A 25,551-nucleotide genomic window follows, 5' to 3' on the forward strand; every position below is an offset into this window, starting at 1 on the left:
AACAAGTTCCTGTCAAACTCGTGTGACCTGGCTTGATACGTGGTCACGGGCGCGTAAATCGGGCCCGCCTCCCGAAGGAAGCGGGCCCGATGACGGGATCTCGCGGCGCGAGCTACCGGTGCGCGGCGTCCTGCTCCCGCTTGCCCAGGGTCACCGTCGCCGTGTTCGGCCGGGCGTCACCACCGTGCCCGGGCCACCAGGCGGCGCGGCCGATGAGCGCGGTCACCGCCGGGGTGAAGAACATCGCCATGACGAACGCCGCGATGGTGATGCCGACCGAGATGGCGAACCCCATCTGCGAGAGCACGTTGTTGCCCGCCAGCATCATCGAGGCGAAGGTGCCCGCGAGAATGACACCGGCCGCGGCCACCGTCGGGCCGGCGTGCTTGAACGCCAGCGCCGCCGCCCGATGCGGGTCGTGACCCTCGCGGGCCTCCTCCCGCAGGCGCGCCACCATGAGGATGTTGTAGTCGGTGCCGAGCGCGACCACGAACAGGTACATGATGATCGGCAGCGTGAAGATCAGGCCCGAATCCCCCTGCAGGTGCTGGAACACCAGCACCGCGGCGCCCAGCGTGGCCGCGAAGCCGAGGAAGACCGAGGCCATCAGGTACCAGGGCGCGACGAGACTGCGCAGCAGCAACCCGAGCACGATCATGATGAGCACCGCCGCCACCGGGAAGACCACCCGGTAGTCCCGGTTCATGGCCGCCTGGAAGTCCACGTAGATCGAGGTCATGCCGCCGACCACGGCCGTGGTGCCCGCGGGCGCCGCGTCGTGCGCGGTGTCCCGCAGCACGCCCTTCATCGTGTCGGCCGCGGCATCGGATTCCGGTGCGTCCGTGAGCGTCACCTGATACTCGGCCACGCCCTTGTCCGCCGAGAGCACCGGCTCGCCGACCTGACCGACGCCCGGCACCGCCGCCAGCGCGGTGCGATACGCGCCGAGTTGATCCGCGCCCAGCACGCCCTGGTCCGCCCGGAGGTAGACCTGCGAGGGCTGGGTGCTGCCCGCGGGCATGCCCTTGAGGAGTTCCTCACCGTAGACCGTGGATTCGGACGCGCTCGACGTCGAACCCGAGGACAGGTCGAAGGTCGGGTTGAAGCCGAAGGCGAAGACGCCCAACAGCACCAGCACACCGCCGGAGGCGACCGCGTACAGCCCGGGCCGCCGGCCCAGCGAATTCCCGATGGCGTCGAAACGCGCGCCCACGGGCTCGTGCTGCCACGCCTTGGACGGCCAGAACACCTTGGTGCCGAGCAGCGAGACGATCGCCGGGATCAGGGTGAGCCCCGCCAGCAGCGCGACCGCCACCGCGATGGCCAGCGCCAGGCCCATCGACCGGAACATGCCGAGCGTGGACAGCGTGAGCGCGCCGAAGGCGATGATGACCGCCGCGGCCGCCGAGGTGATGGCCTCGCCGACCCGGGTCACCGAGCTGATCATCGCCGTCTTGGGATCCTCACCGGCCCGGAGTCGTTCGCGGTAGCGGAACATCAGGAACAGGATGTAGTCGGTGCCGACGCCGAAGAGCACGACGATCAGCAGCGACTGCACCGAACTGTCGATCTTCAGGTCGAAGGCCTTGCTCACGATGGCGAGCAGTCCGCCGACCATGGACGAGATGCCGAAGATGACCACGATGGGCAGCAGCGCGATGACCGGACTGCGGAAGATGACCAGCAGCAGCACCAGAATCAGCACGATGGTGGCGATGGCGATGATGGCCATGCCTTTCTCGCTCGACTCCTGCTGATCCAGGCCCTGGGCGGCCGGACCGGTGATGCCGGCGTTCAGGTCCGTGCCCTCGACCTGTTCCCGCAGCGCGGTGCGCAGATCCTTGACGGCGTCGCTCTGCCGGGTGTCCTCCGGACTCGAGATCTTGGTCATGCCGACCGCGACCACCTGCACCAGGCGATTCTGCGAGGGCGGCGTGGCCTGCACGGTGGTGACGTCCTCGACCTTGCGTTCGCCGAGCGCGCCGGCGATGGCGGCCACGGACGCGGCGTCGGTCTCGGTGAGCGGTGCCCCGTCGGCCCGGGCGAAAACGATGAGGGCGGCCGGGGTGGCGCTGTTGGGAAATGCCTTCTCCTGCAACTCCATCGCCCGGATGGATTCGTAGTGCGAGGGCAGGAAGTCGGCTTGGTCGGTGGTCGCGGTCAGCTTCGGAGCCAGCCCCGCCACCGCGACGATGGCGATCAGCCAGACGCCGATCACCGCCCACGGTTGCGCGACGACGAGGCGTCCGAGTCGGGAGAACATGCGAAGCGATCCCTTCGAGGTTCGGCCGTACTATTCGATTGTTTCGGCGGATTCAGATGTCGAGCACTTGGGCGGCGGGGTTCTCGAGCACGTCGACGACGATGCGAAAGACCTTCTCCGGTACCAGATCCCGCAGCCGGTCCGGCTCGTCCACGATGTCGACGGTGAAGTCGCCGTATCCATCGTCACCGAGACCGAGCATGTCGCGCCAGTCCCGGAAACCTTTGGCCCAGTGCGTGATCGCGGCCAGATCCGCCTGACCGGAACTCTCGCGGGCGGTGGTGAACTCGGTCTTCTTGTCGCGGAACGCGCGCCGGGTGACGGCGGTGAACTCGGCCCACTCGATGTGGTGGCGGTGCACCACGAGTTTGCCCTTCTTGCTGAGGTACACCCGGATCGCCTCGGCGCCCACCTTGGTGACGCGATGCGATTCGGCGATGTCGCGGCCGACGAAGGTTTGCCGGCGCCCGCCGCCGGGGCCGACGCGCAGTTCGATGGTGCGCAGGCCCTCCGGCTCGGCCTGCGTGACGACGGTGCCCGGGGTGGGTTCGCCGGCGGTTTTCTGCATATCGATGTCCATGGGTTGCTCCCGGATTTGGTTCGTCAACCATAGGTTGACTGGATATGAATAGTCAACTGCTGGTTGACGTTTCTAGTGCGTGGATGCGCATATAGGCATGCTTGTACGACACGGCACCCAGCTCGATTCCCCTTGCGCCACAGGGCTTCCGGATGGAGTTGGTGCCAGGGTTCCCCCTCGCCTGAAAACACTATAAGTAGACGTATACGTATAGCGCAACCCTCAGTCGACCCTGAACTTTCCCGGAGTCGAGCCCCCGAGACGACGAGAGCCCGCCCCCTCGACGCACGAGGAGGCGGGCTCCGAGCCCCACCCGCGGCTAGCGGCCGCGCTTCTTACCCTGTTTCTTCTGCGCCCCAGCGCTTTTCGCCTTCGCGCCGCCCGGTTGCGGCTTCTTGCCGACGGCCTTCTTCGCACCGCCCGAGCGCGCCTTGGCCGGCTGCTGCGCTCGCGCGGGCTTGCGCTGACCCGACGGGGATCGCGAGCTCTGCGCGGAACGGCCGCGCACCACGCCGACGAACTCCTCCACCAGTTCGGTGGTCGCCGCGGCAGGCCAGGCCAGGGCGATCTCGGTCTCGGGCACACCCATGACGGTCCGGTAGACCAGGTCCTTGCGGGTGTGCAGGCGCGCGATCGAATGCGGGACGATCGCGGCGCCGCTGACCGCGGCCACCAGTTCCATGGTCATGGCCGCCTCGTCCAGGTCGTCGGCGTCCTGCATGCGCTCGTCGGCCAGGTCGGCCAGGCCGATCTGCTCGAAGACCGAGAGCGGATGATCCTTGGGCACGACCACCACGGGCACTTCGCGATAGAGCGGGATGACGTCCAGGCCCTCGCGGTCGATGGGCAGCCGGACGAAGCACATGTCCACGGCGCCCTCGCGCAGCGCCGCCTCCTGCTCGCGCATGGGCACCGGGATCATCTCGGCGGGGATGTCCGGAAAGCGCTCGCGCCAGATGCGATCCCATTTGGTGACCGTCACGCCCGGCACGAAACCTACGCGCAGCCGTTCTCCCTGCGCCGCAACGGGTTCGGGCTCGACGACATTCGCGAGGATCTCCCGCGCCGCCGTCAGCAGTTCCTGGCCGTCGGCGCTGAGCTCGGTCGGCTGCGCGCCCGGAACGAAGAGCTTGGTCCCGAGTTCTGCCTCCAATTCGATGACCGTTCCGCTCAGTCGCTGGCGGGAGATGCCGAGGGCGCGCGCGGCCCGCGCGAAGTGCAACTCTTCCGCAACCGCCACGAACCAGCGCAGACGCGTGACGTCGATCGAGGAGAACCGGCTCATTCCACCCAGGTTATTGCACCGCGACACCGCCCTGTGCACAGGTGCCCACCGGCCCCCGATACCCTTGATCAGTGAGCCCGGACAAGAACAACCAGACCATGAAGCCGCTGACCGCGGCCGACAAGCTCGGCGTCTACCTTCCCGCCACGCCCGAGGAGTTCCGGAACTCACCCATCACCCGCGGCGAGCTCGAGGAGCTGCGCGCCAACCCGCCGCAGTGGCTGACCGACCTGCGCGCCACCGGCCCCTTCCCCCGCGACGTGACCGCCCGCAAACTCGGCATCTCCAACTCCGGCCTGAGCCGTGCGGGCGTCGCCGACGCGCTCACGACCGCCGAGATCGACGCCCTGATCGCCGAGTCGCCCGAGTGGCTGCTGCGCGAGCGCGAGAACCTGCGCACCGTGCAGGCCGAGGCCGAGCGCGTGAAGAACAAGGAGGCCGAGCGCCGCGCGGCGACCAACCGTCCCGCGAAGAATCGCTTCGGGGTCCCAGGCAAAAAGGGCTGACAAGGCCGCATCGCGGCCGATGACGCGGAAGGCGTAATGCTTTCCGCGCCAACGGCCTTCGCCGCGATCAGGAGTGGACGAGGACTCGATCGTCCGTGGTCGTCGCGGAAACGGTTGCGGCGGAGCGGCGTTCGAGGGCCGCGGCCAGGACCGCCAGGGACAGGGCGGAGGCTGCCAGGGCCGCGCCCACCCAGTTGGGGGCGGTGTAGCCCAGGCCCGCGGCGATCGTCAGGCCGCCGAGCCAGGCGGCCAGGGCGTTGCCGAGGTTGAAGGCGCCGATGTTCACCGCGGAGGCGAGGGTGGGGGCCGCCTGGGCGTGGTCCAGTACGCGCTTCTGCAGGGACGGCACCGAGGCGAAACCCAGTGCACCGATGAGGAATACCGAGATCGCCGCCAGGGGCTTGCTGTGCGCGGTCCCGGTGAACAGGGCCAGGGTGAGGGTCAGGGCGCCGAGGGAGATGTAGAGCATCGGCATCAGGTGGCGGTCGGCGTACTTGCCGCCCACCAGGTTGCCGACCACCATGCCCAGGCCGAGCAGGACCAGCAGCCAGGGCACCGAGGTGTCCGCGAAACCGCCGATCTCGGTCATCATCGGGGCGATGTAGGTGATGGCCGCGAACACCGCGCCGAAGCCGAGCACCGTCATTGCGTTGGCCAGCAGCACCTGAATGTTCTTGAAGGCGGCCAGTTCCCGGCGCAGGAGCACCCGCTCGCGGACCGGCTGCTCGGGCACCAGCTTGGCGATGCCCGCCAGCCCCACTACGCCGAGCAGCGCCACGATCACGAAAGTGACGCGCCAGCCCAGGGTTTGGCCGACGATCGTACCCAGCGGCACGCCCACCACGTTGGCGACGGTCAGGCCGGTGAACATCATGGCGATGGCCCCGGCCTTCTTGTCCGGGGCGACGAGTTCGGCGGCGACCACCGCGCCGATGCCGAAGAACGCGCCGTGCGCGAGCGAGGCGACCACGCGGCCGGCGAGCATCACGCCGAAGACCGGTGCGATCGCCGAGATCAGGTTCCCCGCGACGAACAGGCCCATGAGGATCATCAGCATGCGCTTGCGCGAGACGCGGGTGCCGAGGGCGGTCATGACGGGCGCGCCGGCCATGACGCCCAGCGCGTACCCGGTGACCAGCCAGCCCGCGGTGGGGATGGAGACCCCGAAGTCCCCCGCGACCTCGGGCAACAGGCCCATGATGACGAATTCGGTGGTGCCGATTCCGAAGGCTCCGATTGCGAGAGCCAGCAGCGCGAGCGGCATGGGAACACCTTCCAGACGATTGCATGAGCTTGTTATTGCACACACAATAGTTGCACACGCGCGATATATGCAAGCGCGGGCAATCTCGAAAATCGTCTATCCTGGTGATCGCCGCTCCGAACAGAGGAAACGCCATGACCGCCACGGATCCCGCCATGACCGCACTCGCCCAGGGCTGGTGCGCGCTCTCGCTGCTGCACGGCCGCATCGAGGCCCATATCGAGCGGGCCCTGCAGGCCGGGCACGGACTGAGCGTGCGCGAGTACTCCCTGCTCGACGTGCTCTCCCGCCAGCACACCGGCGACGGCGGCATGCTGCAGATGAAACAGGTCGCCGACGCGGTCGTGCTCTCCCAGAGCGCCACGACCCGCCTGGTCACCCGGCTCGAGGACCGCGGCCTGCTGGCCCGCTACCTGTGCCCCCACGATCGCCGCGGCATCTACACCAACGTCACCGACACCGGCCGCGCACTCCTGGAACAGGCCCGCCCGACGAACGACGCGGCTTTACGCGCGGCCCTCGACGAGGCCGCGCTCTCCCCCGAACTCGCTCCCCTGGTCCGGACGGTGGAGGCCCTGCACACCCCGGCCCGCTGACGGGCCGAATCCACACCCGTTCTCAGTACTGTGGGACCCATGGCACTGACGATTGCAGATCGACAGGAATTCCTCGCGCAGCCGCTCATCGGCGCGCTCGCCGTCACCGAGAAGCCCGGGCGGGCGCCACTCAACCTGCCCATCTGGTACCAGTACACCCCCGGCGGCGATCTCTGGATCCTCACCGGACCCGAATCCCGCAAGATGCGCGCCCTGGAATCCGCGGGGCGCTTCAGCCTCATGGTGCAGGTCGTGGAACCCACCGTCCGCTACGTGACCGTCGAGGGACCCATCACCAAGGTCACCGAGATGACGCCCGAACAGCATCGGGAGATGGCCGCGCGCTATCTGCCGCCCGCCGCCGTCGAGGAGTACCTGAAGTTCGCGGAATCACACGGCGAGCAGGTGGCCGTGTACATGACCCCCGAGAACTGGCTGTCGGCCGACATGGGCAGCTTCTGACCGAACCCGGAAACGACGAAGGCCCGCCTCCCAATCGGGAAGCGGGCCTTCGTATTTCGACTGTCGTCGAGGCAGAGCCGACCTTACTTGGCCTTCTCCAGCACCTCGACCAGACGCCAGCGCTTGGTGGCGGACAGCGGACGGGTCTCCATCAGCTGCACGCGGTCACCGATGCCGGCGATCTCGTTCTCGTCGTGCGCCTTCACCTTCGAGGTGGAGCGGATGATCTTGCCGTAAAGCTTGTGCTTCACGCGATCCTCGAGCTCGACCACGATGGTCTTGGTCATCTTGTCGGAGACGACGTAGCCGATGCGCGTCTTGCGCTGGCCCCGCTCCTCCGCCTTGGCCGGCGTCTTGGCCGGGCCCTTTACGTCGCTCATGCGGCGTCTCCCTTGCCTTCAGGACCGGTGGCCAGGCCGAGCTCGCGCTCACGCATGACCGTGTAGATACGCGCGATCTCGTGACGGACCACACGCAGACGACGGTTGTTCTGCAACTGGCCCGTCGCCATCTGGAAGCGCAGGTTGAACAGCTCTTCCTTGCTTTCGCGCAGCTTCGCGACGAGCTCCTCTTCGGTCAGCTCGCGCAGCTCTGCAGCCGGAGTTCCGGTAGCCATCAGAACTGCTCCTCTCGCGTCACGATGCGGCACTTCATGGGGAGCTTGTGCATCGCGCGGCGCAGGGCCTCACGAGCGGTCTCCTCATTCGGGTAGGACATCTCGAACATGACCCGACCGGGCTTCACGTTCGCGATCCACCACTCCGGCGAACCCTTACCGGAACCCATGCGGGTTTCGGCCGGCTTCTTGGTGAGCGGGCGATCGGGGTAGATGTTGATCCAGATCTTGCCGCCACGCTTGATGTGGCGGGTCATCGCGATACGCGCCGACTCGATCTGACGGTTGGTCACGTAAGCGGGCTCCAGAGCCTGGATGCCGTACTCACCGAACGCAACCGAGGTGCCGCCCTTGGACATGCCCGAACGGCTGGGGTGATGCTGCTTACGGTGCTTGACCTTGCGAGGCATCAACATAGGTCAGCCCTCCTGGGTCGTCTCTGCCGGAGCATCCGCGACAGCAGTCGCGGCGCGTCCGGCCTCAGTGCTGGTCGCGGTCGTGCCCTGGGCACCCGAGCGACGCGGGCGGCTCGGCCGCTCACGACGCGGACGATCACGGTCGCCGGCGGGCGCGGCGGAGGCGGTGACCTCACGCTTGCCACCGACGATGTCGCCCTTGTAGATCCACACCTTCACGCCGATGCGGCCGAAGGTGGTGCGGGCCTCGTACAGGCCGTAGTCGATGTCCGCGCGGAGGGTGTGCAGCGGCACACGGCCTTCGCGGTAGAACTCCGAGCGCGACATTTCGGCGCCACCGAGGCGGCCCGAGCACTGCACGCGGATGCCCTTGACGTTCGGCGAACGCATGGCCGACTGGATGGCCTTGCGCATCGCGCGACGGAACGCCACACGGTTCGACAGCTGCTCGGCCACACCCTGGGCGACGAGCTGCGCATCGGACTCGGGGTTCTTGACCTCGAGGATGTTCAGCTGCACCTGCTTGCCGGTGAGCTTCTCCAGCTCGGCACGGATGCGGTCGGCCTCGGCGCCACGACGGCCGATCACGATGCCCGGACGCGCGGTGTGGATATCCACACGGACGCGATCACGGGTGCGCTCGATCTCGACCTTCGAGATGCCCGCGCGCTCCATGCCGGTGGCAAGAAGCTTGCGGATCTTGACGTCTTCTCCGACGTATTCCTTGTACTGCTTGTCGGCGTACCAGCGCGACTTCCAGTCGGTGGTGATGCCGAGGCGGAAGCCGTGGGGATTGATCTTCTGTCCCATTTACTTCTCCCCTCCGTTCCGGCGGCTACGAGTGGCAGCGCCGACGGTGGGCACGCTCTCGACCTCGATGGTGATGTGGCTGGTGCGCTTGCGGATCCGGAACGCACGGCCCTGGGCCCGCGGCTGGAAACGCTTCATGGTCGCGCCCTCGTCGACGAAAGCCGTCGAGATGACCAGGGTGGCCGGGTTCAGGCCGAGGTTGTTGGTCGCGTTGGCGGCGGCCGAAGCCACGACCTTGGCGACCGGCTCGCTGGCGGCCTGCGGGGCGAACCGCAGGATGTTCAGCGCGTCCGCAACGCTCTTGCCGCGGACCAGGTCCACAACACGACGGGCCTTCATGGGCGTCACGCGCACGTGCTTGGCGGTAGCGCGCGCGGTCTGATTCTGAGTTTCAGTGCTCATCGCCGCTTGCTCTTCCGATCGTCCTTGACGTGGCTCTTGAACGTCCTGGTCGGCGCAAATTCACCGAGCTTGTGTCCAACCATGTTGTCCGACACGAACACCGGCACGTGCTTGCGGCCGTCGTGCACCGAGAACGTGTGCCCGATGAAATCGGGGATGATGGTGGAACGACGCGACCAGGTCTTGATGACCTGCTTCGTGCCCTTCTCGTTCTGAACGTCCACCTTCTTGAGGAGGTGATCGTCGACGAACGGGCCCTTCTTCAGGCTGCGTGGCATTTCTAACCTCCTCCTTAACGCTTCTTGCCGCGGCGGCGGACGATGAGCTTGTCGCTCGGACGGTTGGGCTTGCGGGTGCGGCCCTCGGGCTTGCCCCACGGGGAGACCGGGTGGCGACCACCGGAGGTCTTACCCTCACCACCACCGTGCGGGTGGTCGACCGGGTTCATGACCACACCACGGACGGTCGGGCGAACGCCCTTCCACCGCATGCGGCCGGCCTTGCCCCAGTTGATGTTCGACTGCTCGGCGTTGCCGACCTCGCCGATGGTGGCGCGGCAGCGCACATCGACGCGACGGATCTCGCCGGAGGGCATACGCAGGACGGCGTAGGCGCCTTCCTTACCCAGCAGCTGGATGCTCATGCCGGCCGAGCGGGCCAGCTTGGCGCCGCCACCCGGACGCAGTTCGACCGCGTGGATGGTGGTACCGGTCGGGATCGAGCGCAGCGGCAGGTTGTTGCCGGGCTTGATGTCCGCGCCGGCGCCGGACTCGATCGGCGTGCCCTGGGCAATGCCCTTGGGCGCGATGATGTAGCGCTTCTCGCCGTCCGCGAAGTGCAGCAGCGCGATGTTGGCGGTGCGGTTGGGGTCGTACTCGATGTGAGCGACCTTGGCCGGGATGCCGTCCTTGTCGAGGCGACGGAAGTCGATGACGCGGTAGGCACGCTTGTGGCCACCACCCTTGTGGCGGGTGGTGATGCGGCCCTGCGCGTTACGGCCACCGGTCTTGTGCAGCGGACGCAGCAGCGACTTCTCGGGGGTCGAGCGGGTGATCTCGGCGAAATCGGACACCGAGGAGCCACGACGACCCGGGGTTGTCGGCTTGTATTTACGGATTGCCATGAGTCTTCTCTACTTTCTGGATTCCCAGGCGCTTACGCGACCGGGCCCCCGAAGATCTCGATGGGCTTGCTGTCGGCCGAGAGGGTCACGAGCGCGCGCTTGGTGTTCTTGCGCTTGCCGTAACCGGCACGGGTCCGCTTGCGCTTGCCCTGACGGTTGGCGGTGTTGACGCTGGTCACCTTCACGCCGAAAACCTTCTCGACGGCGATCTTGATCTGCGTCTTGTTGGAGTCCGGGTGCACGATGAAGGTGTAGGTACCCTCTTCGATCAGTCCGTAGGACTTCTCGGAGATGACCGGCGCCAGCAGAATGTCGCGGGGGTCGGCGATCGTGGTCACTTGCTCTCCTCCTGTGCAGCTTCGGCAGGGCCGTGCACGAAGGCGTTGAGCGCCTCGACGGAGAAGATGACCTCATCGGCCTTCAGCACGTCGTAAGTGTTCAGCTGATCGGGAGCGATCGGGTGCACGTTCTGCAGGTTCGCAACGCTCTTCCACGCGGCGACATCTTCACGACCGATGACGACCAGGATCTGCTTGCGGCTCGAGAGCTCGGCAAGGAAGGTCTTGGCGGTCTTGGTCGACGGGGCCTGCCCGGCAACCAGTTCGGTGATGACCTGGATGCGCTCGTTGCGGGCCCGGTCCGACAGGGCGCCACGCAGTGCGGCGACCTTCATCTTCTTGGGCAGGCGCTGGGTGTAATCGCGCGGCTGCGGGCCGTGGACGGTGCCACCGCCGGCGAACTGCGGCGCACGGGTCGAGCCCTGACGGGCACGGCCGGTGCCCTTCTGGCGGTACGGCTTACGCCCACCGCCGCGGACCTCGCCGCGGGTCTTGGTGGCGTGCGTGCCCTGGCGAGCCGCGGCCAGCTGGGCCACGACGACCTGGTGCATCAGCGCGATGTTGGCGGTCACGTCGAAGATCTCCGCGGGGAGCTCGACGGTGCCCTCGGTCTTGCCGCCAACGGCCTTGACCGGGAGCGTCAGGTTGGTCTTGGTCTCGGTGCTCATGCCCGGGCACCACCCTTCACTGCACTCTTGACGATCACGACGTGGCCGCGACGGCCCGGGATCGCACCCTTGATCAGCAGCAGACCGTTCTCGGCATCCACCTTGTGGACCGTGAGGTTCTGCGTGGTCACGCGGTCGCTACCCATCCGGCCGGACATGCGCATGCCCTTGAACACGCGACCCGGGGTGGAGCAACCACCGATGGAACCCGGACGACGGTGCACGGCCTGCGCGCCGTGCGAAGCGCCCTGGCCCGCGAAGCCGTGACGCTTCATGGTGCCCGCGAAGCCCTTGCCCTTGGAGGTGCCCGTCACGTCGACGAAGCTGCCCTCGGCGAAGGACTCGGCGCCGATCTCCTGGCCGACCTCGAAGGAAGCCACGTCGGCGACGCGGATCTCCGTGATGTGGCGGCGAGGGGTGACACCGGCCTTGGCGAACTGGCCGGAAACCGGCTTGTTCACCTTGCGCGGGTCGATGGCGCCGTAGGCGATCTGGATGGCGGCGTAGCCATCACGCTCGGCGGTGCGGATCTGGGTCACCACGTTCGGACCGGCCTTGACGACGGTCACCGGAACAACGCGGTTCTTCTCGTCGAAGACCTGGGTCATACCGAGCTTGGTTCCCAGGATGCCGGCAGCCGGCCTGCTCTTGTTGTCAGTCATATCTGGAATCCCCGTCACTGAATGTTGACGTCGACACTGGCCGGGAGGTCGATACGCATGAGAGCGTCGACCGTCTTCGGCGTGGGGTCGAGGATGTCAATCAGCCGCTTGTGAGTACGCATCTCGAAGTGCTCGCGCGAGTCCTTGTACTTGTGCGGCGAACGGATGACGCAGTACACGTTCTTTTCGGTGGGCAACGGCACCGGGCCGACGACACGGGCACCGGTACGGGTCACCGTCTCGACGATCTTGCGCGCAGACGCGTCGATCGCCTCATGGTCGTAGGCCTTGAGCCTGATGCGGATCTTCTGTCCCGCCACGCTGAGTGTCCTTTTCTCCGCTTAACGTTTGTGCCCCAGGAGCTTTCGCTCCCGAAACACCCTCATTTGCACAGTCCGAACACACGAAGACGCATCAGCCACCACACGACCAAGCCCCTCGGGCCCGATCCATCGCCGCTGTTCATCTGTCATGGTTCTATCCGGTCCACGCGGTCGGGCGTGTCGCCCATCCGCTCATTCTCCGGCCCCGGAGTAATCCTCGAGCCTCGGAATCCTGTCCCGGACGCACTCCAGCCATATCGGCGGAGTACGAGATTGGTCCTTCTCACCCGCCACCACCAGCGTCTATCCAGAAAACAGACGCCACCCGGTGCGGGCAACCTGAACAGTATGCCCCACGCCCCGGGGGGACTTCAAATCGCCCCCCACATCCGTGCGAGATGACGATGGCGCTGGTCACAGCCACCACGTTCGGGGGCGAATCCAACCTATAGGCAATCGCTTCCCGGGCGCGCCCGAGGGGTTCCGGACAACTTACTTTTGAGTAAGATAGCGGCATGACACAAGAGACCGCCACCTACCGCGGCTGGAAGAAACTGCCGGACAACCGGCTCGGCCACACCCTGTTCTCCCTCGGCATGGTCGCGCGGGTCCCCTATTTCGGCACGATCCTGCCGACCGTCACCCGCCTGGAACCAGGCCTGTGCGAGGTCAGCGCCCCCAAGTGGTTCGGTATCCACAACCACCTGAGCACCTTCCACGCGATCGCCGCCTGCAACCTCGCCGAGGTGGCCATGGGCATGCTGTCCGAGGCGACGGTCCCCGGCACGCATCGCTGGATCCCGAAGGCGATGAACGTGCAGTACCTGGCCAAGGCGAACTCGAGCCTGCACGCGGTCGCGAAGCTCCCGGAGATCCCCGACTTCGCCACGATCACCGAGGGGCAGAACCTGGTCGTCCCGGTCTCGATCTACGACCGCTCGGGGCTCGAGGTGGTGCACGCGGACATCACCACGTGGGTGACGCCGAAGTAGGTCCCCGAGCCCTGCCGGTAACTCGAAGATTGCTTTCAATCAAACCGACCAGTTTCAAACATCTTTTTCGGCCGCCGTCCGCGCAGTTGAGAGCGGTGTGCCGAACCGAGACGGCCGATTCGCCGGAACCGTCCGGTTCGCGACCCCGGGGGTGCGAGGTCGCCCGGGTGCTGGCGGCCCGGGGACCAGGCTGTTTGAATGCGGGTATGAGTGGCCGGAAGGTCGGCGCAGCCGCCGACGTGTGCGTGGTGGGGCTCGGACCCACGGGGCGGGCGCTGGCGCATCGCGCGATGCGAGCCGGCCTGCGCGTGGTCGCGATCGACCCCCGGCCGGACCGGCTCTTCCCGCCCACCTACTCGTGCTGGGTCGACGAACTACCGGAGTGGTTGCCGCGCAGCGTGATCGCCAGCCGGATCGAGGCGCCGGTGGTGTGGACGCAGAGCGCGCACCGCATCGACCGGCCGTACGCCGTGCTGTCCAAGGCGGGCCTGCACGAGGCGCTCGCGCTCGACGACGCCACCGTGATCGCCGGGCGCGCCCGGGTGGTGCAGGCGCATCGCGTGGAACTGGCCGACGGCACCGAGGTCCGGGCGGCCACGGTGTTCGACACCCGCGGCATGCCCTCCCCCGCCAAGCGCCGAACCGCCAGCGCGCACGGCATTTTCGTGGACGAGGACATCGCCGCGCCCATGGTCAAGGCCGGCGAGGGCCTGCTGCTGGACTGGCGGCCGGAGAACGGCGCGGGCCCCGGCGAGCCGCCGAGCTTCCTGTACTCGGTGCCGCTGGGCGACGGCACCGTCATCTTCGAGGAGACCAGCCTCGGCCTGCGCGGCGGTATGCCGCAGCACGAGCTGCGCCGGCGCACCCTGAATCGCCTTGCCGCGCACGGTATTCGACTACGCGGCGGCGAGCCCAGCGAGGCCGCGCACTATCCGCTCGACACTCCGCCGCCGAAAACCGGTCTCGGACAGGTGATTCCGTACGGGTCGCGGGGCGGCATGATGCACCCGATCACCGGGTACTGCGTCGCCGATTCGCTGGCGCTCGTGGACACCGCCGTCGCGGCGGTGCAGCGGGGCGCGGACCCGGTGCAGGAGCTGTGGCCCTGGCAGGCGCGGCTGGTGTACTGGATGCGCATGCGCGGGGTCTACGGCCTGGGCCGGCTCACCGAGGCGCAGGCGATCGCCATGTTCGACGCCTTCTTCACGGGATCACCGCGCCAGCAGCGGGCGCTGCTGTCCGCGCACGACGACTACGCCGCGCTCGGCGGCGGCCTGTTCATGACGGTCGCGCGCACCTGGCCGTTCCGCTGGCGCTACGACCTGGTCGGCTGGACGAACCGCAATCGCTGGGTCGGCTGGGATTTCGGCCGCCCGGACCCCCTGGAGTTCCCGGACGCGCACGAGAGCGAGACCAGCGCCACGCCCTGATTCCGGCGCCGCGTCCCGACCCCCGGGAGCGCGGAACGTCAGACCCAGTTCTCGATCCAGTACTTCCAGATCACCGGCGCGTACCCCGCCAGCGGCGGCACCTTGATGTCGCTGCCCGCCAGGGCGGCCCCGGTGCGCGCGGTGTCGAAGCGGCAGGCGAACTCGCTGTGCTCGATGACGTCGTTGGGCACGCCGACCTGCTTGAGCATCCAGCCCATGCCGGGCACCTTGAGCGTCATGTCGAGGGTCTGCTTGGGCATGACCTCGACCAGGTGCGGCGCCCCGGCCTCGTCGGCGAAGAGATTGAAGACGTCGGCGACGCTCTGTTCGCGCGGATCGGCCAGGTGATAGGTCTGCCCGTCCCCGCCCGGGGTGTGCGCGATGTGGGCCAGGGCGCGGGCCACGAAGTCGACGGGGACCATGTTGGTGTCGCCGAGCTTGGGCGCGACCACCGGCAGGATGCGCGGCAGTTGCGCGGCCATGCGCAGCAGCCGGAAGAAGTAATACGGCCCCTCGATGCGATCGATCTCGCCGGTGCGGGAGTGCCCGATGACGATGGAGGGCCGGTAGATCCGCCACGGCACCGAATCCTGCTCGCGGACGGCCTGTTCGGCGGCGAGCATGGCACGCTGATACGGCGTGCCGAGCTGCTGGCCCACGTCGAGCATGTCCTCGGTGAAGGTGCCGTTCCAGCCGCCGGCCACGTGCACGGTCGACACGTGGTGCAGCCGGCCCGCTTCCAGCGTCGCGGCGAGTTCGGCGACGCGGCGGGTGCCGCCCCCGTCGCCGGTGGCGTCGTGGCCGCCGGCGAGGTGGATGACGTGCGTTATCGACCCCCGGTGCGCGGCGACCCAGCCCGGATCGACCCCGAGCCCGGGCGCGCCGAGGTCGCCGCGCACGGGACGAACCCGGCCCTCGGCGTCCCAGGCGCGCATGCAGCGGTTGAACCGCAGCACCGAGTCCTCGCCGGGGCGCACGAGCACGTGGACGGGCTCGCCGCGTTCGAGGAGTTCGGGAATCAGGAAGCGGCCGATGAACCCGGTTGCCCCGGTAACCAGGTAAGACATGGACTCAGCCTAGCGTGACCCACGACACACCCGGTTCCTGACTCGGCGACACACCCAAAGCTCGCATGCAGGACGAATTTTCACGCCCCGGTCTCGGCGGCCTTCCGGTAACCGCGCACCGCCGGGTAGGCGAACACCACGATCATGCCGACCGACCACGCCACCGTCTTCAACAGCGGGGTGGCGATCGGACCGTCGAAGGCCAGGCCCTTCATGGCGTCGATGGCGGTACTCATGGGCTGGTTCTCCACGGTCGACTGCAACCACTGCGGGTAGGCGAAGGTCGGCACGAATCCGGAGTTGAAGAACATGAGCAGGTTGCTGATGATGCCGATGATCGACACCAGCATGATGCCCTCGGACATGGTCGCCAGCGCCGTCACCAGCACCGCGAAACCGATGGCGAACAACACCGGAATCAACAGCATGGCGATCGACGCCGCGGGGCCGAACCAGAAGCGGAAGCCCAGGCACAGCCCGACCAGCAGCACGAAAATCGAGGTGACGAGCACCCGGATGGCCTCGGCCAGCAGGCGTCCGGTCAAGCCGGCGGCCCGGTGCGTCGGCATGGTGTGGAACCGCCCGAGCAGGCCGGTCGCCTTCTCCACCTTGAAGCCGAGCGCCGAGACCACCGAGCCGGACATGGCCGCCACCAGCATGATCATCGGCACGGTGCCGTAGATGCTGGGCATGCCGGTGGCCTGGGTGATCGAATCGCCGAGCACCACCCGGAACATGAGCAACGTGGCCGCCGGGTAGAGCAGGGTCTGCACGGTGGTCGCGGGATCGCGCGACCACCCGATGAGCAGCCGCTTGCATTGGATGAGGCTCTGTTCCAGCCAGATTCGCAGGGACTTCTCGTTGCGCGAGGGCACGACGGGCAGCGGCTGATGGCCGGCCCACGACTCCGCGTCGGCGCGCGCGCCGGTGGCCGGTTCGGCCGCGATGACAGTACTCATGATCGCCTCACACTCGCCCACACGGCCAGCGGCGTGAAGACCACCGCGCCGCCGATCAACCACACCAGCGGCACCCACAGCACCTGCCAGGTCACCCCGCCCTCGGCCATGTCCTGCAGTGCGAAGGAGAACTGCGAGATCGGCTGATTGCGCACGAACGGCCGGATCCACGCCGGGAATCCGGCCTCGGGCACGAAGCCGCAGGACAGCATGCCGAAGATGAGCGTCGGCAGGGTCAGGGCCTGGCTCAGCGATTCCGGGCTCTTGGTCAGCGACCCGAGCCCGTCCGCGCCGATGGCCAGGACGGTGCCCACGGCCAGGGAGAACAGCACGAACCACAGCGCCTGCTGCCAGCCCGCGACGAACCGGAAGCCGATGAGATAGCCCCAGCCCAGGGCCGCGGCGAGCGAGACCACCGAGCGCACCAGACCCGCGGACAGCCGGGCCAGCAGCGGGACCATCTTGCCGATGGGCATGGTCTGCATGCGGGTGTTGAGTCCGGTCATGGCTTCGAACGCCGCCAGCTGGGCGTTCGACATCATCGTGAAGGACATGGTCTGCAGCACGATGATCGGCATGACGTACTGCGCGTAGTCGATGCCCTTGATCGACATGATGAATTTCAGCGGCAGGTAGAAGCCGAGGGTGAAGACCAGCGGGATGAAGACCGCGACGACGAGTTCGCCCTTGGTGGCCATGACCCAGACGATGCGTCCGGTCAGCGCCCGCCACTGCGCGAAGCTGTTGGGTCTGGCTTCCGGCATGCCGGAGAAGAGCTGTGTGCCGACCGCCGCGGCGGCGGGGGCGCTCACTCGGCGGCCGCTTTCTCCGCCGCCGGCTTGTCCGTGGCCGCGTTGTCCGCGGCAGCGCTGTCTTCTCCAGCGCTGTCGTCGGCGGCCTTCTCCACGGCCGGCTTCGCCGCGGCCTTCTTCGTCACCGCGGCCGCGGCCGCTGCCGCCGGCTCCTCGGAGCCGTGTCCGGTGAGGGTCAGGAACACGTCGTCGAGCGAGGGCCGGCGCAGGCCGATGTCGGCGAGTTTGATGCCCGCCGCGTCGAGCTTGCGCAGGGCGTCGGACAGCGTGCCCGCGCCGTCGGGCGCGGGGATGGAGATGCGGTCGCCGGAGGTGGTCTCGGTGCGCACGGCGTCGGGCACCAGTTCGCCCAGCGCCTCGAGCGCCTTGGCGCGGTCGCTCGGGTCCAGCGGCACGATCTCGCAGTAGCTGCCGCCGGTCTTCTCCTTGAGGGCGTCGGCGGTGCCCTCGGCGATGACGGTGCCCTTGTCGATGACGATGATGTTGTCGCTGAGCACGTCGGCCTCTTCGAGGTACTGCGTGGTCAGCAGGACGGTGATGCCCTGGGTCTTGAGGGCGTTGACCAGATCCCAGACGCCCTGGCGACTGCGCGGGTCCAGGCCGGTGGTGGGTTCGTCGAGGAAGACGACCTCGGGCCGGACCACGAGTCCGCAGGCGATGTCGACGCGGCGGCGCATGCCGCCGGAGTAGTGCCGGACCGCGCGGCGGCCCGCGCCGGTGAGGTCGAATTCCTCGAGGAGGGTGTCGGCGCGCTGTCGAGCGGCCTTGCGCGGCAGGCCCATCAGGCGGCCGAAGAGTTCGAGGTTCTCGCGGCCGGACAGGTTCTCGTCCAGGGCCGCGTACTGGCCGGTCATCATGATCGAGCGGCGCACGGCCGCCGGATCTTTGCGGACGTCGTGCCCGGCGACGCGGGCGATGCCGGAGTCGGGGCGCAGCAGGGTGGACAGAACCTTGACGGTGGTGGTCTTGCCGGCGCCGTTGGGGCCGAGAATGCCCAGGACCTGACCGCGGGCGGCGGTGAAGCTGATGCCCTGTAGCGCGTGCACCTCGCCGAAGGACTTGCGGACGTCCTCGACGAAAACGGCCGGTTCGCTCCCTATGCTGTGCGTTTCCGCGGTCTGCGAATCCGGTTTGTCCAAGCTCGGCATCAACTCTCCACTATCGGCATAGGCGGGCAATTCTGTCGCCCCGTTTCGGCAGGTCCCCACATCCCATCCGGGATGATCCACTCCACCGTGCGCGATGTTACCGGGGCACCAGTTTCGAGGACGTTTCTTTGCCGAAGCAGCTATCTGGCAAACGTGTGCTTGGTCACAAACCAAGGGGTTTACGAATAGCCGCTGTTCCGGGCGCAGACCGGGCGGTTTGTGCCAATTTTCGTCCCTTGTCGGGTCCGCGCACCGCCCCATAGTCTGGCGGGACGGGGAGAATTTCATTGGCCACGAGAGGGTGACCATGGCCGAGTCTGCGCAGCCGCGGTCGGAATCCCATCCGCCGCGGGCCACGGTGCGCACGGGAACGGGCCGACCGAAGGTACTGACATCGTACGATCCACGCACCGGCGAGGTCGTCGGTGATTTCGCCATCATGGGCGCCGGTGAGCTGACCCGCGCGGTGCGCTCGGCTCGCACCACCGAACAGTGGTGGGCGGCACTGGGATTCGCGGGACGGCGGCGCTGGCTGCTGGACTGGAAGCGCGTGATCGCGCGCGGCACCCGGGATCTGGTGGAGCTCATCAGCACCGAGACCGGCAAACCCCGGATGGATGCCGCCATCGAGGTGACCCTGGCGGTCGAGCATCTGGATTGGGTTGCGCGCCATGCGGAGAAGACGCTGGGCCGCCCCACCCGCGCCCGGTCGTGGTTCCGCCGCAGCGAACCCGGCGTGGTCGGCTACCGGCCGCTCGGCGTGGTCGGGGTGCTCGGCCCCTGGCACAATCCCGTTCTCACACCGATGAATTCGATCGCCTGCGCCATGGCGGCGGGCAACGCCGTCGTCTTCAAACCCAGCGAACTGACCCCGGGCGTCGGGGCGTGGCTGGCCGACAGCTGGAGCAGGCTGTCGCCCAATCAGCCTGTGCTGCAGGTGGTCACCGGCGACGGCTCCACCGCCGCCGCGCTGTGCCGGGCGCGGCTGGACAAGATCGCCTACACCGGGTCGGCGGCGGGCGCCCGCGAGGTCACCGCGCTGTGCGCGCAGAGCGCGACGCCCCTGGTGATCGAGCCGGGCGGGCGCGGCGCGATGATCGTGCAGGTCGACGCGCGGCTCGATCTCGCCGCGGCCGCGGCGGTGTACGGGTCCATGGCCAACGCCGGGCAGCAACCCGCGGGCGTGCATCGGGTGTACGTCGCGGAATCGGTGTACGAACCGTTCCTGGAACTGGTGGCCGAGCAGGCCAGGCGGCTGCGCCCGGCCGCCGACCGGCGCGCCTCCTACGGGCCGATGACGCTGGACACGCAGTCCGACGTGGTCCGCCGCCAGGTGCGCGACGCCCTCACCCGGGGCGGCCGTCCGGTGGTGGGCAGTCTGGAATCGATTCGCGAGCCGTATATCGAACCCATCGTGCTGACCGAGGTTCCGGAGGTCAGCCTGGCCGCCACCGGTGAGGCCACCGGCCCGGTGCTCATCGTGAACAAGGTGGCGACCATGGACGAGGCGGTGGAGCGCGTCAACGGGCACGAAAGATCGCTCCCCGTAGCGGTTTTCACCCGGGATCTGCGCAGTGTGCCCGAGTTCGCCGAGCGGCTGCGCACCGAACTGGTGACGGTCAACGCCGCCCCGGCGTACGGGGTGCACGGCCCGGGCCGGATCCGGGACACCGCGCGCTTGCGCGAATTCGCCCGGCCGCAGGCGATTGTGGCGAAGCGGCGGCGCGATCCGGTGGATATGGGGACCTTCGACCGGCATCCGCAGCGACTGCGCATGGCGCGGGCGCTGTTCCGGATGCGGCATCGGGTCTGACGGGCCGGGTTCGCCTAGTTCTCCGGCTCGGCCCGGTTCGCGGCGTCCGCACCCAGCAGGACCGCGCTCATCAGCGCCGCCACCCGGGCCAGTTGCGCGGGGCGCGGGTCGAAGCGCAGGCGACGGCCGACGTCGACGACCTGACCGATGGCGGCGTGCACGCGGAATCGCGCCTCCACCTGATCGCCCTTGAGCAGGTTGGCCCATTCCAGGACGTTCTGCCGCTGGATCGACCGCAGCCGATGTTGCTCGGAGGCGGGCAGATTGGAGAATTCGGCGAAGTACACCGGCAGGATCTCCGGCATGTGGAAGGTCATCCGGGCGAAGCGGTCGGCGATGCGCACGGCGGCGTCGGAGCGGCTGGTGGCCTCCGAGAGCGCCTCGGCGTTGGCGATGGCCACCCGCTCGCCGGTGCGATGGAAGGCCGCGGCCAGTAGGTCGGCCTTGCTGGCGAAGTATCGGTACACGCTGGAGGCGTTGATGCCCGCGGCCGCGCCGATCTCCTCGATGCTGGCCTCGTGGTAGCCCTGGCGGCCGAAGATGCGGATGGCCTCGGTCAGCAACTGCTCGCGCTTGGAGATGACGGGGAGCCCGCGCACGATCGGGTCGCCGGCGGGCATGGGCGGCACCGGCGGCAGGTCGGCGCGCAGGATGTCCCAGCAGATCTCGTTGAGCAGGCCGACCAGGCGGGTGTTGGACAGGGCCGTGCGATGCGCGGTGACGCTGCCGATCGCGCTGAGCACGGCGGCCGCGCGCAGGCTGATGTCGGCGGGCTCGGCGTCGGGGTACAGCGCGGCGATGGCCGCTTCCATGGTGGCGTGCAGTTCGGTGTAGATGACGCGGATACGCGCGCGATCCTCGCGTTCGAGGTAGCGGCGCTCCCAGCGGTACAGCCCGCCCTCGCGACGGCAGTCGATGGTGTATTCGGTGATGCCGCGGAACAGCGCGGTGAGTCGCGGTTCCGGTTCGAGGGTCGGGTCGTCGGCGGCCTTGGCGGCGTCGAGCAACTGCTGGGCGCCCATTTCGGCGGCGGCGACCAGCATGGCGTACTTGTTGTGGAAGTGCCGGTACAGCGCGGGTCCGGAGATGCCGACCTCGGCCGCGATCTCGTCCACTCCGACGGGGTGATAGCCCCGCTCAGCGAAGGCTCGCGCGGCCACCCGCACGATCTGCGCCTTGCGATTCTTGGGTCGCCGTCGGGGGCCGGGCTCGGCGGCCGGTCGCGCATCGGCGAGGCCCACCTCGCTGCGATCGGCGACCATGCACTTTCTCCTTCCGTACGGCACCGGCTGTTGACAGTGCCGGACGAGTCACCCTAAGTTAACCACAATTCGCACAGCTGAACACATCGCGCGGGCTAATTCGCCGCACGCGGGCAGGAGTACCGATGAGCATTGCCGCGACGACCCCGGGCTACACCGCCGTGCTCGACGGGCGGGTGCTGCGCATCACCATCACCAATCCCAAGCGCAAGAATGCCATCGACTACGACACCATGGTCGGTCTCGGCGAAACCGTGCTGGCCGCGGCGGCGGAACCGGCCGTGCGGGTGATCGTACTGACCGGCGAGGGCGGCGACTTCTGCACGGGCGCGGATCTGTCGGCCAGTCCCGGTGAGGCGGCGCGGGGCATCACGCCGGAGATGACCATGGTCGCGGCGAATCGGATGATCAAGGCGATCGTCGACGCCCCCGTTCCGGTTATCGCGCGGCTACGGGGTGCGGCGGCGGGGGTCGGGGTGGCGTTCGCGCTCGCGGCGGATCTGACCTACGCCTCGGACGACGCGTACCTGCTGCTGGCGTTCATCAACATCGGGCTCATGCCCGACGGCGGCGCGGCGGCCATGGTCGCGGCCGCCGCCGGTCGCCCGCTCGCCGCGGAGATGGCGCTGCTGGGTGAGCGGCTGCCGGTGACCAAGGCGCTCGAGCACGGGCTCGTCACGGGCGTGCTGTCCGCGGACGAGTTGGACGCCAAGGTCGAGGCGGCGGCGGACAAGCTCGCGCACGGGCCGCGCCGGGCCATCGAGCTCACCAAGCGCGCGCTGAACGGCGCGGCGCTCACCTCGCTGGACGGGGCGCTGGCCGCGGAGGCCGAGGGTCAGGTGGAGCTGCTGCGCTCCCCCGATTTCGCCGAGGGCGCGACGGCGATGCTCGGCAAGCGCAAGGCGGTCTTCGCGCAGTAGCCGTCGGCGGCAAGGCGATTCGGCGGCGCCGCGCGTACTCGATGTACCAGGTCGCTCGCTCCCCCCTACGGAGCGAGCGACTTGGCTTGCGCCGGCCTAGTTTCCGGTGACCGTCAAGTAGATCAGCGCGATGTTCAGCGCCGAGATGACGGCGGCCACCAGCCAGGCCAGCGCGGTGGTGAGGCGGCGATTCACGTCGTCGCCCATGAGGGTGCGGTCGGAGGTGAAGCGCACCAGCGGGATCAGCGCGAACGGGATGCCGAAGGACAGCACCACCTGCGAGACGATCAGCGCCCGGGTGGCGTCGACGCCGAGCGCCAGGACGGCCAGGGCGGGGATCAGGGTGACGACGCGGCGCACGAGCAGCGGGATGTGGCGGCGCAGCAGGCCCTGCATGATCATCGCGCCGGCGTAGGCGCCGACGGAGGTGGAGGCCAGGCCCGAGGCGAGCAGACCGACCGCGAGCAGCAATCCGGCGGCGGGACCGAGGGTTTCGCGCACCGCCGCGTGCGCGGATTCGATGGAGTCCACGCCGTCGCGCCCGCGCAGGGTGCTCGCGGCTATGAGCAGCATGGCCAGGTTCACCGTGCCCGCCAGCAGCATGGCCAGGCCGACGTCGTAGCGGGTGATCCGCAGCAGCCGGACGCGCGCCGGACCGGGTTCGGGGGTGCCGTGCCGGTCCCGGGCGAGCCCCGAGTGCAGGTACACCGCGTGCGGCATGACGGTGGCGCCGATCATGGCGGCGGCGAGCAGCACGCTCTCGGTGCCGTCGAAGCGCGGCACGAGGCCGCCGAGGGTGCCGGAAACCGAAGGGGGCGAGATGAACACCGACGCCAGGAAGCCGACGGCGATGACCGCCAGCATTCCGATGATGATGCGCTCGAAGGGCCGCTGCCCGCGCCGGTTCTGCACCGCGAGCAGGGCGAGCGAGACCAGCCCGGTGATCAGGCCGCCGAGCAGCGGCGGCAGGCCGAACAGCAGGTGCAGCGCGATGGCCCCGCCGACGACCTCGGCGAGATCGGTTGCCATGGCGACGGTTTCGGCCTGCGCCCAGTAGGCCAGCCGGACCGGGCGGCTCGCCCTGTCGCGCACGGCTTCCGGCAGCGACAGCCCGGTGACCAGTCCGAGTTTGGCCGACAGGAACTGCACGAGCCCGGCCATGACGTTGGCCATGACGATGACCCACACCAGCAGGTACCCGAACTGCGCCCCCGCGCTGATGTTCGAGGCCACGTTGCCCGGGTCGACGTAGGCGATGGCGGCGACGAACGCCGGTCCGAGCAGCACCGCGGCCGAACGCACGCGGTGCGGTTGCCTACGGCGCGCGGCCTGCCCGGTCTCCACCCCGAGATTTTAAGGCCAACCAAACTTTTGTTTGAGCCGACCCCACAAAATTCGCGGGTCGATCGAGGACCGCAAGCCCCCAACGCACATCCGACTCCCCCACGACACGAGTTCGGCCGCCCCGCCCCGAAGGGCGAAGCGGCCGAAAGCAACAACCGATCTCGTGAGATCGGGGTAACTCCCCGGGTACGCCCGAAACGGGTGCCGCACCTAACCGCACCACGCGAGCGAATCAGTCAACGGCTCCCGAGCCGGGCGCTGAATATTCGGGGAGGCGGTTACAGCCCGAGACCACGGGCGAGTACCGGCCAGGAGGCGATGAACTCGTCGTTCCAGTAGCCCCACGAGTGGGTGCCGCTGCTACGGAAGTTGTACGTGGCCGGGATGTTCAGCGAATCCAGCTTGTTCTTGAGGTTCGCGGTGCAGTAGTTGGTGCCCGCCTCGATGACGCCGCCGATGATCAGCTGGTTGGCGAGGCCGTAGCTGCCCGGCAGGGTGTACGGGCCGTTGAGTCCGTCCCACTGGCCGGGCAGGCCGTTGCCGGTGGAGATGTACAGGTCGGTGCCGCGCAGCTTCTCGGCGTTGACGACCGGGTCGTTCTCGGCCCACGCCGGGGAGTTCTCGGGGCCGAACATGTTCTCCAGCTTGCCGCCGCCCCAGGTCTCGACGGTCAGGCGCATGAACTCGCGGCCGACCGGATCGGCGAACTGGGCGCAGCCGCTGTACGCGGCGGCGGCGCGGAACAGGCCGGGCTTGGCCTCGGGCAGCGAGAGCACGGTGGTGCCGGAGGTGGAGATGCCGGCGATCGCGTTCACGCCGTTGGTGCCGAGGGCGCCGTCGACGAGCGGGGGCAGTTCCTCGGTGAAGAACGTCTGCCACTTGTTGCGGCCGAGCGTCGGGTCGTCCTGCTGCCAGTCCATGTAGTAGGACCACTTGCCGCCGATGGGCTGCACGACGTTGACGTTCTTGTCGGCGAGGAAGCCGTTGACGATGTTGGTCTTCTTCACCCAGGAGGCGTCGTCCTGGCCGCCGCCCGCGCCGTTGAGCAGGTAGAGGGTCGGGCGCGGTTCGGAGGTGTCGGCGGGCCGCTGCACGTCGACGGGGAAGGTGGCGTCCATGGCCGCGGAGTAGACGTACAGCCGGATGTTGCGGCCGTCCTTCATCTCCGCCTTGGTGATCTTCGACCCGTCCGGTGCGACCGGATCGCCCAGCAACTTCTTGTTGTCGATGATCGGATCAGCAGCGGCGGTGGGGGTGCCGACACCGGTCACCAGACCGGTGAGTACTGCCGTCGCGGCCATGAAAGCGGCGGTGCGGGCACCGCGCCTGCGACTTGCAAGCCGAGTGCGGACATGTCGACGAATCAAGTTTCACACCTTCACTATCGGTTCGTGTGCCGGTAGATCTACCCCGCATTCGGGTTCTCGACCGGATGTCCGGCCGGACTCGCAGCGCATACGGGCCTCGGGTGGAGACCCTACGGGCTATCC

General features: G+C 68.4%; 29 protein-coding genes. 7 read left to right on the forward strand and 22 right to left on the reverse strand.

Annotated features, from left to right (window positions below; translation table 11 throughout):
* Positions 1 to 112: 112 nt before the first annotated feature.
* The 3 genes from ACWDOP_RS04935 to ACWDOP_RS04945 form a co-directional block, all read right to left on the reverse strand.
* Positions 113 to 2,263 (reverse strand): MMPL family transporter, encoded by a 2,151-nt coding sequence (locus ACWDOP_RS04935; protein WP_456343970.1) that lies wholly within the window; start codon positions 2,261 to 2,263, stop codon positions 113 to 115.
* Between the two features lie 52 nt (positions 2,264 to 2,315).
* Complete coding sequence (locus tag ACWDOP_RS04940; protein ID WP_456343971.1) at positions 2,316 to 2,843, reverse strand: EXLDI protein; 528 nt, start codon at positions 2,841 to 2,843, stop codon at positions 2,316 to 2,318.
* A gap of 319 nt (positions 2,844 to 3,162) precedes the next feature.
* The gene (locus ACWDOP_RS04945) at positions 3,163 to 4,128 is read right to left on the reverse strand and encodes a LysR family transcriptional regulator (RefSeq protein WP_456343972.1); all 966 of its coding nucleotides are present in this window, start codon (positions 4,126 to 4,128) and stop codon (positions 3,163 to 3,165) included.
* A gap of 71 nt (positions 4,129 to 4,199) precedes the next feature.
* Here ACWDOP_RS04945 and ACWDOP_RS04950 point away from each other — a divergent pair, with 71 nt between their 5' ends.
* Positions 4,200 to 4,634 (forward strand): DUF5997 family protein, encoded by a 435-nt coding sequence (locus tag ACWDOP_RS04950; protein WP_456343973.1) that lies wholly within the window; start codon positions 4,200 to 4,202, stop codon positions 4,632 to 4,634.
* 67 nt (positions 4,635 to 4,701) lie between these two features.
* Here ACWDOP_RS04950 and ACWDOP_RS04955 read toward each other — a convergent pair whose 3' ends face one another.
* A complete protein-coding gene (locus ACWDOP_RS04955; protein WP_456343974.1) occupies positions 4,702 to 5,898 on the reverse strand; it encodes an MFS transporter in 1,197 nt (398 codons plus the stop codon).
* A gap of 134 nt (positions 5,899 to 6,032) precedes the next feature.
* Between ACWDOP_RS04955 and ACWDOP_RS04960 the strand changes: the two genes are divergently transcribed.
* Positions 6,033 to 6,494 (forward strand): MarR family winged helix-turn-helix transcriptional regulator, encoded by a 462-nt coding sequence (locus ACWDOP_RS04960; protein ID WP_456343975.1) that lies wholly within the window; start codon positions 6,033 to 6,035, stop codon positions 6,492 to 6,494.
* A 39-nt stretch (positions 6,495 to 6,533) separates the two neighbouring features.
* Positions 6,534 to 6,956 carry a pyridoxamine 5'-phosphate oxidase family protein gene (locus tag ACWDOP_RS04965; protein ID WP_456343976.1) on the forward strand — a complete coding sequence of 141 codons (423 nt, stop codon included), beginning with the start codon at positions 6,534 to 6,536 and terminating at the stop codon, positions 6,954 to 6,956.
* Between the two features lie 83 nt (positions 6,957 to 7,039).
* Here the strand turns inward: ACWDOP_RS04965 and rpsQ are convergent, their stop codons facing one another.
* From rpsQ to rpsJ, 11 genes are read right to left on the reverse strand one after another with little or no spacing between them, the layout of a single operon-like run.
* On the reverse strand, positions 7,040 to 7,336 hold the full coding sequence (rpsQ, locus tag ACWDOP_RS04970) for a 30S ribosomal protein S17 (protein ID WP_454206402.1): 297 nt from the start codon (positions 7,334 to 7,336) through the stop codon (positions 7,040 to 7,042).
* Positions 7,333 to 7,572, reverse strand: a complete 240-nt coding sequence (gene rpmC, locus ACWDOP_RS04975; RefSeq protein ID WP_354986652.1) for a 50S ribosomal protein L29 — start codon at positions 7,570 to 7,572, stop codon at positions 7,333 to 7,335. Before rpmC ends, rpsQ begins: the two co-directional genes overlap by 4 nt.
* Positions 7,572 to 7,988 carry a 50S ribosomal protein L16 gene (rplP, locus tag ACWDOP_RS04980; RefSeq protein ID WP_330183462.1) on the reverse strand — a complete coding sequence of 139 codons (417 nt, stop codon included), beginning with the start codon at positions 7,986 to 7,988 and terminating at the stop codon, positions 7,572 to 7,574. The genes rpmC and rplP overlap by 1 nt, the downstream gene beginning before the upstream one ends.
* 3 nt (positions 7,989 to 7,991) lie before the next feature.
* Complete coding sequence (gene rpsC, locus ACWDOP_RS04985) at positions 7,992 to 8,798, reverse strand: 30S ribosomal protein S3 (RefSeq protein WP_354986654.1); 807 nt, start codon at positions 8,796 to 8,798, stop codon at positions 7,992 to 7,994.
* Complete coding sequence (gene rplV / locus ACWDOP_RS04990) at positions 8,799 to 9,200, reverse strand: 50S ribosomal protein L22 (RefSeq protein ID WP_354986655.1); 402 nt, start codon at positions 9,198 to 9,200, stop codon at positions 8,799 to 8,801.
* Positions 9,197 to 9,478 (reverse strand): 30S ribosomal protein S19, encoded by a 282-nt coding sequence (gene rpsS / locus ACWDOP_RS04995; RefSeq protein WP_327143669.1) that lies wholly within the window; start codon positions 9,476 to 9,478, stop codon positions 9,197 to 9,199. The genes rplV and rpsS overlap by 4 nt, the downstream gene beginning before the upstream one ends.
* Positions 9,479 to 9,492: 14 nt before the next feature.
* Positions 9,493 to 10,323, reverse strand: a complete 831-nt coding sequence (gene rplB, locus ACWDOP_RS05000) for a 50S ribosomal protein L2 (protein WP_454206406.1) — start codon at positions 10,321 to 10,323, stop codon at positions 9,493 to 9,495.
* Positions 10,324 to 10,355: 32 nt separating this feature from the next.
* Positions 10,356 to 10,661 carry a 50S ribosomal protein L23 gene (gene rplW, locus ACWDOP_RS05005; protein WP_354986657.1) on the reverse strand — a complete coding sequence of 102 codons (306 nt, stop codon included), beginning with the start codon at positions 10,659 to 10,661 and terminating at the stop codon, positions 10,356 to 10,358.
* Positions 10,658 to 11,329 carry a 50S ribosomal protein L4 gene (rplD, locus tag ACWDOP_RS05010; RefSeq protein WP_354986658.1) on the reverse strand — a complete coding sequence of 224 codons (672 nt, stop codon included), beginning with the start codon at positions 11,327 to 11,329 and terminating at the stop codon, positions 10,658 to 10,660. The genes rplW and rplD overlap by 4 nt, the downstream gene beginning before the upstream one ends.
* Positions 11,326 to 11,991, reverse strand: coding sequence for a 50S ribosomal protein L3 (gene rplC, locus ACWDOP_RS05015; protein WP_456343977.1), 666 nt, complete (start codon positions 11,989 to 11,991; stop codon positions 11,326 to 11,328). The genes rplD and rplC overlap by 4 nt, the downstream gene beginning before the upstream one ends.
* 14 nt (positions 11,992 to 12,005) lie before the next feature.
* Positions 12,006 to 12,311: a 30S ribosomal protein S10 gene (rpsJ, locus tag ACWDOP_RS05020; RefSeq protein ID WP_003938093.1), complete on the reverse strand. Its 306-nt coding sequence runs from the start codon at positions 12,309 to 12,311 to the stop codon at positions 12,006 to 12,008.
* Between the two features lie 518 nt (positions 12,312 to 12,829).
* Here rpsJ and ACWDOP_RS05025 point away from each other — a divergent pair.
* Both ACWDOP_RS05025 and ACWDOP_RS05030 read left to right on the forward strand, forming a co-directional pair.
* Positions 12,830 to 13,306, forward strand: coding sequence for a hotdog fold domain-containing protein (locus ACWDOP_RS05025; protein WP_456343978.1), 477 nt, complete (start codon positions 12,830 to 12,832; stop codon positions 13,304 to 13,306).
* Between the two features lie 206 nt (positions 13,307 to 13,512).
* The gene (locus tag ACWDOP_RS05030) at positions 13,513 to 14,736 is read left to right on the forward strand and encodes a lycopene cyclase family protein (protein ID WP_456343979.1); all 1,224 of its coding nucleotides are present in this window, start codon (positions 13,513 to 13,515) and stop codon (positions 14,734 to 14,736) included.
* Between the two features lie 38 nt (positions 14,737 to 14,774).
* Here the strand turns inward: ACWDOP_RS05030 and ACWDOP_RS05035 are convergent, their stop codons facing one another.
* The 4 genes from ACWDOP_RS05035 to ACWDOP_RS05050 all read right to left on the reverse strand — a co-directional run bounded on the left by ACWDOP_RS05035 (position 14,775) and on the right by ACWDOP_RS05050 (position 18,722).
* Positions 14,775 to 15,803 carry an SDR family oxidoreductase gene (locus ACWDOP_RS05035; RefSeq protein ID WP_456343980.1) on the reverse strand — a complete coding sequence of 343 codons (1,029 nt, stop codon included), beginning with the start codon at positions 15,801 to 15,803 and terminating at the stop codon, positions 14,775 to 14,777.
* Positions 15,804 to 15,883: 80 nt separating this feature from the next.
* Positions 15,884 to 16,762, reverse strand: a complete 879-nt coding sequence (locus tag ACWDOP_RS05040) for an ABC transporter permease (protein ID WP_456343981.1) — start codon at positions 16,760 to 16,762, stop codon at positions 15,884 to 15,886.
* Entirely contained in the window at positions 16,759 to 17,526 is a 768-nt protein-coding gene (locus ACWDOP_RS05045) for an ABC transporter permease (protein ID WP_454206441.1), read from the reverse strand. The genes ACWDOP_RS05040 and ACWDOP_RS05045 overlap by 4 nt, the downstream gene beginning before the upstream one ends.
* Before the next feature lie 44 nt (positions 17,527 to 17,570).
* A complete protein-coding gene (locus ACWDOP_RS05050; protein WP_456343982.1) occupies positions 17,571 to 18,722 on the reverse strand; it encodes an ATP-binding cassette domain-containing protein in 1,152 nt (383 codons plus the stop codon).
* Between the two features lie 307 nt (positions 18,723 to 19,029).
* On the opposite strand from ACWDOP_RS05050, the gene ACWDOP_RS05055 reads away from it, so the two are divergent.
* Positions 19,030 to 20,535, forward strand: coding sequence for an aldehyde dehydrogenase family protein (locus ACWDOP_RS05055; RefSeq protein ID WP_456343983.1), 1,506 nt, complete (start codon positions 19,030 to 19,032; stop codon positions 20,533 to 20,535).
* 14 nt (positions 20,536 to 20,549) lie between these two features.
* Here ACWDOP_RS05055 and ACWDOP_RS05060 read toward each other — a convergent pair whose 3' ends face one another.
* Entirely contained in the window at positions 20,550 to 21,797 is a 1,248-nt protein-coding gene (locus ACWDOP_RS05060) for a TetR/AcrR family transcriptional regulator (protein ID WP_456343984.1), read from the reverse strand.
* Between the two features lie 125 nt (positions 21,798 to 21,922).
* Between ACWDOP_RS05060 and ACWDOP_RS05065 the strand changes: the two genes are divergently transcribed.
* Positions 21,923 to 22,717 carry an enoyl-CoA hydratase-related protein gene (locus ACWDOP_RS05065; protein WP_456343985.1) on the forward strand — a complete coding sequence of 265 codons (795 nt, stop codon included), beginning with the start codon at positions 21,923 to 21,925 and terminating at the stop codon, positions 22,715 to 22,717.
* Between the two features lie 96 nt (positions 22,718 to 22,813).
* Here ACWDOP_RS05065 and ACWDOP_RS05070 read toward each other — a convergent pair whose 3' ends face one another.
* Complete coding sequence (locus tag ACWDOP_RS05070; RefSeq protein WP_456343986.1) at positions 22,814 to 24,061, reverse strand: Nramp family divalent metal transporter; 1,248 nt, start codon at positions 24,059 to 24,061, stop codon at positions 22,814 to 22,816.
* Positions 24,062 to 24,339: 278 nt separating this feature from the next.
* Positions 24,340 to 25,362, reverse strand: a complete 1,023-nt coding sequence (locus ACWDOP_RS05075; protein WP_456343987.1) for an alpha/beta hydrolase — start codon at positions 25,360 to 25,362, stop codon at positions 24,340 to 24,342.
* Between the last annotated feature and the right edge of the window lie 189 nt (positions 25,363 to 25,551).

Source organism: Nocardia sp. NPDC003693, assembly GCF_053981095.1.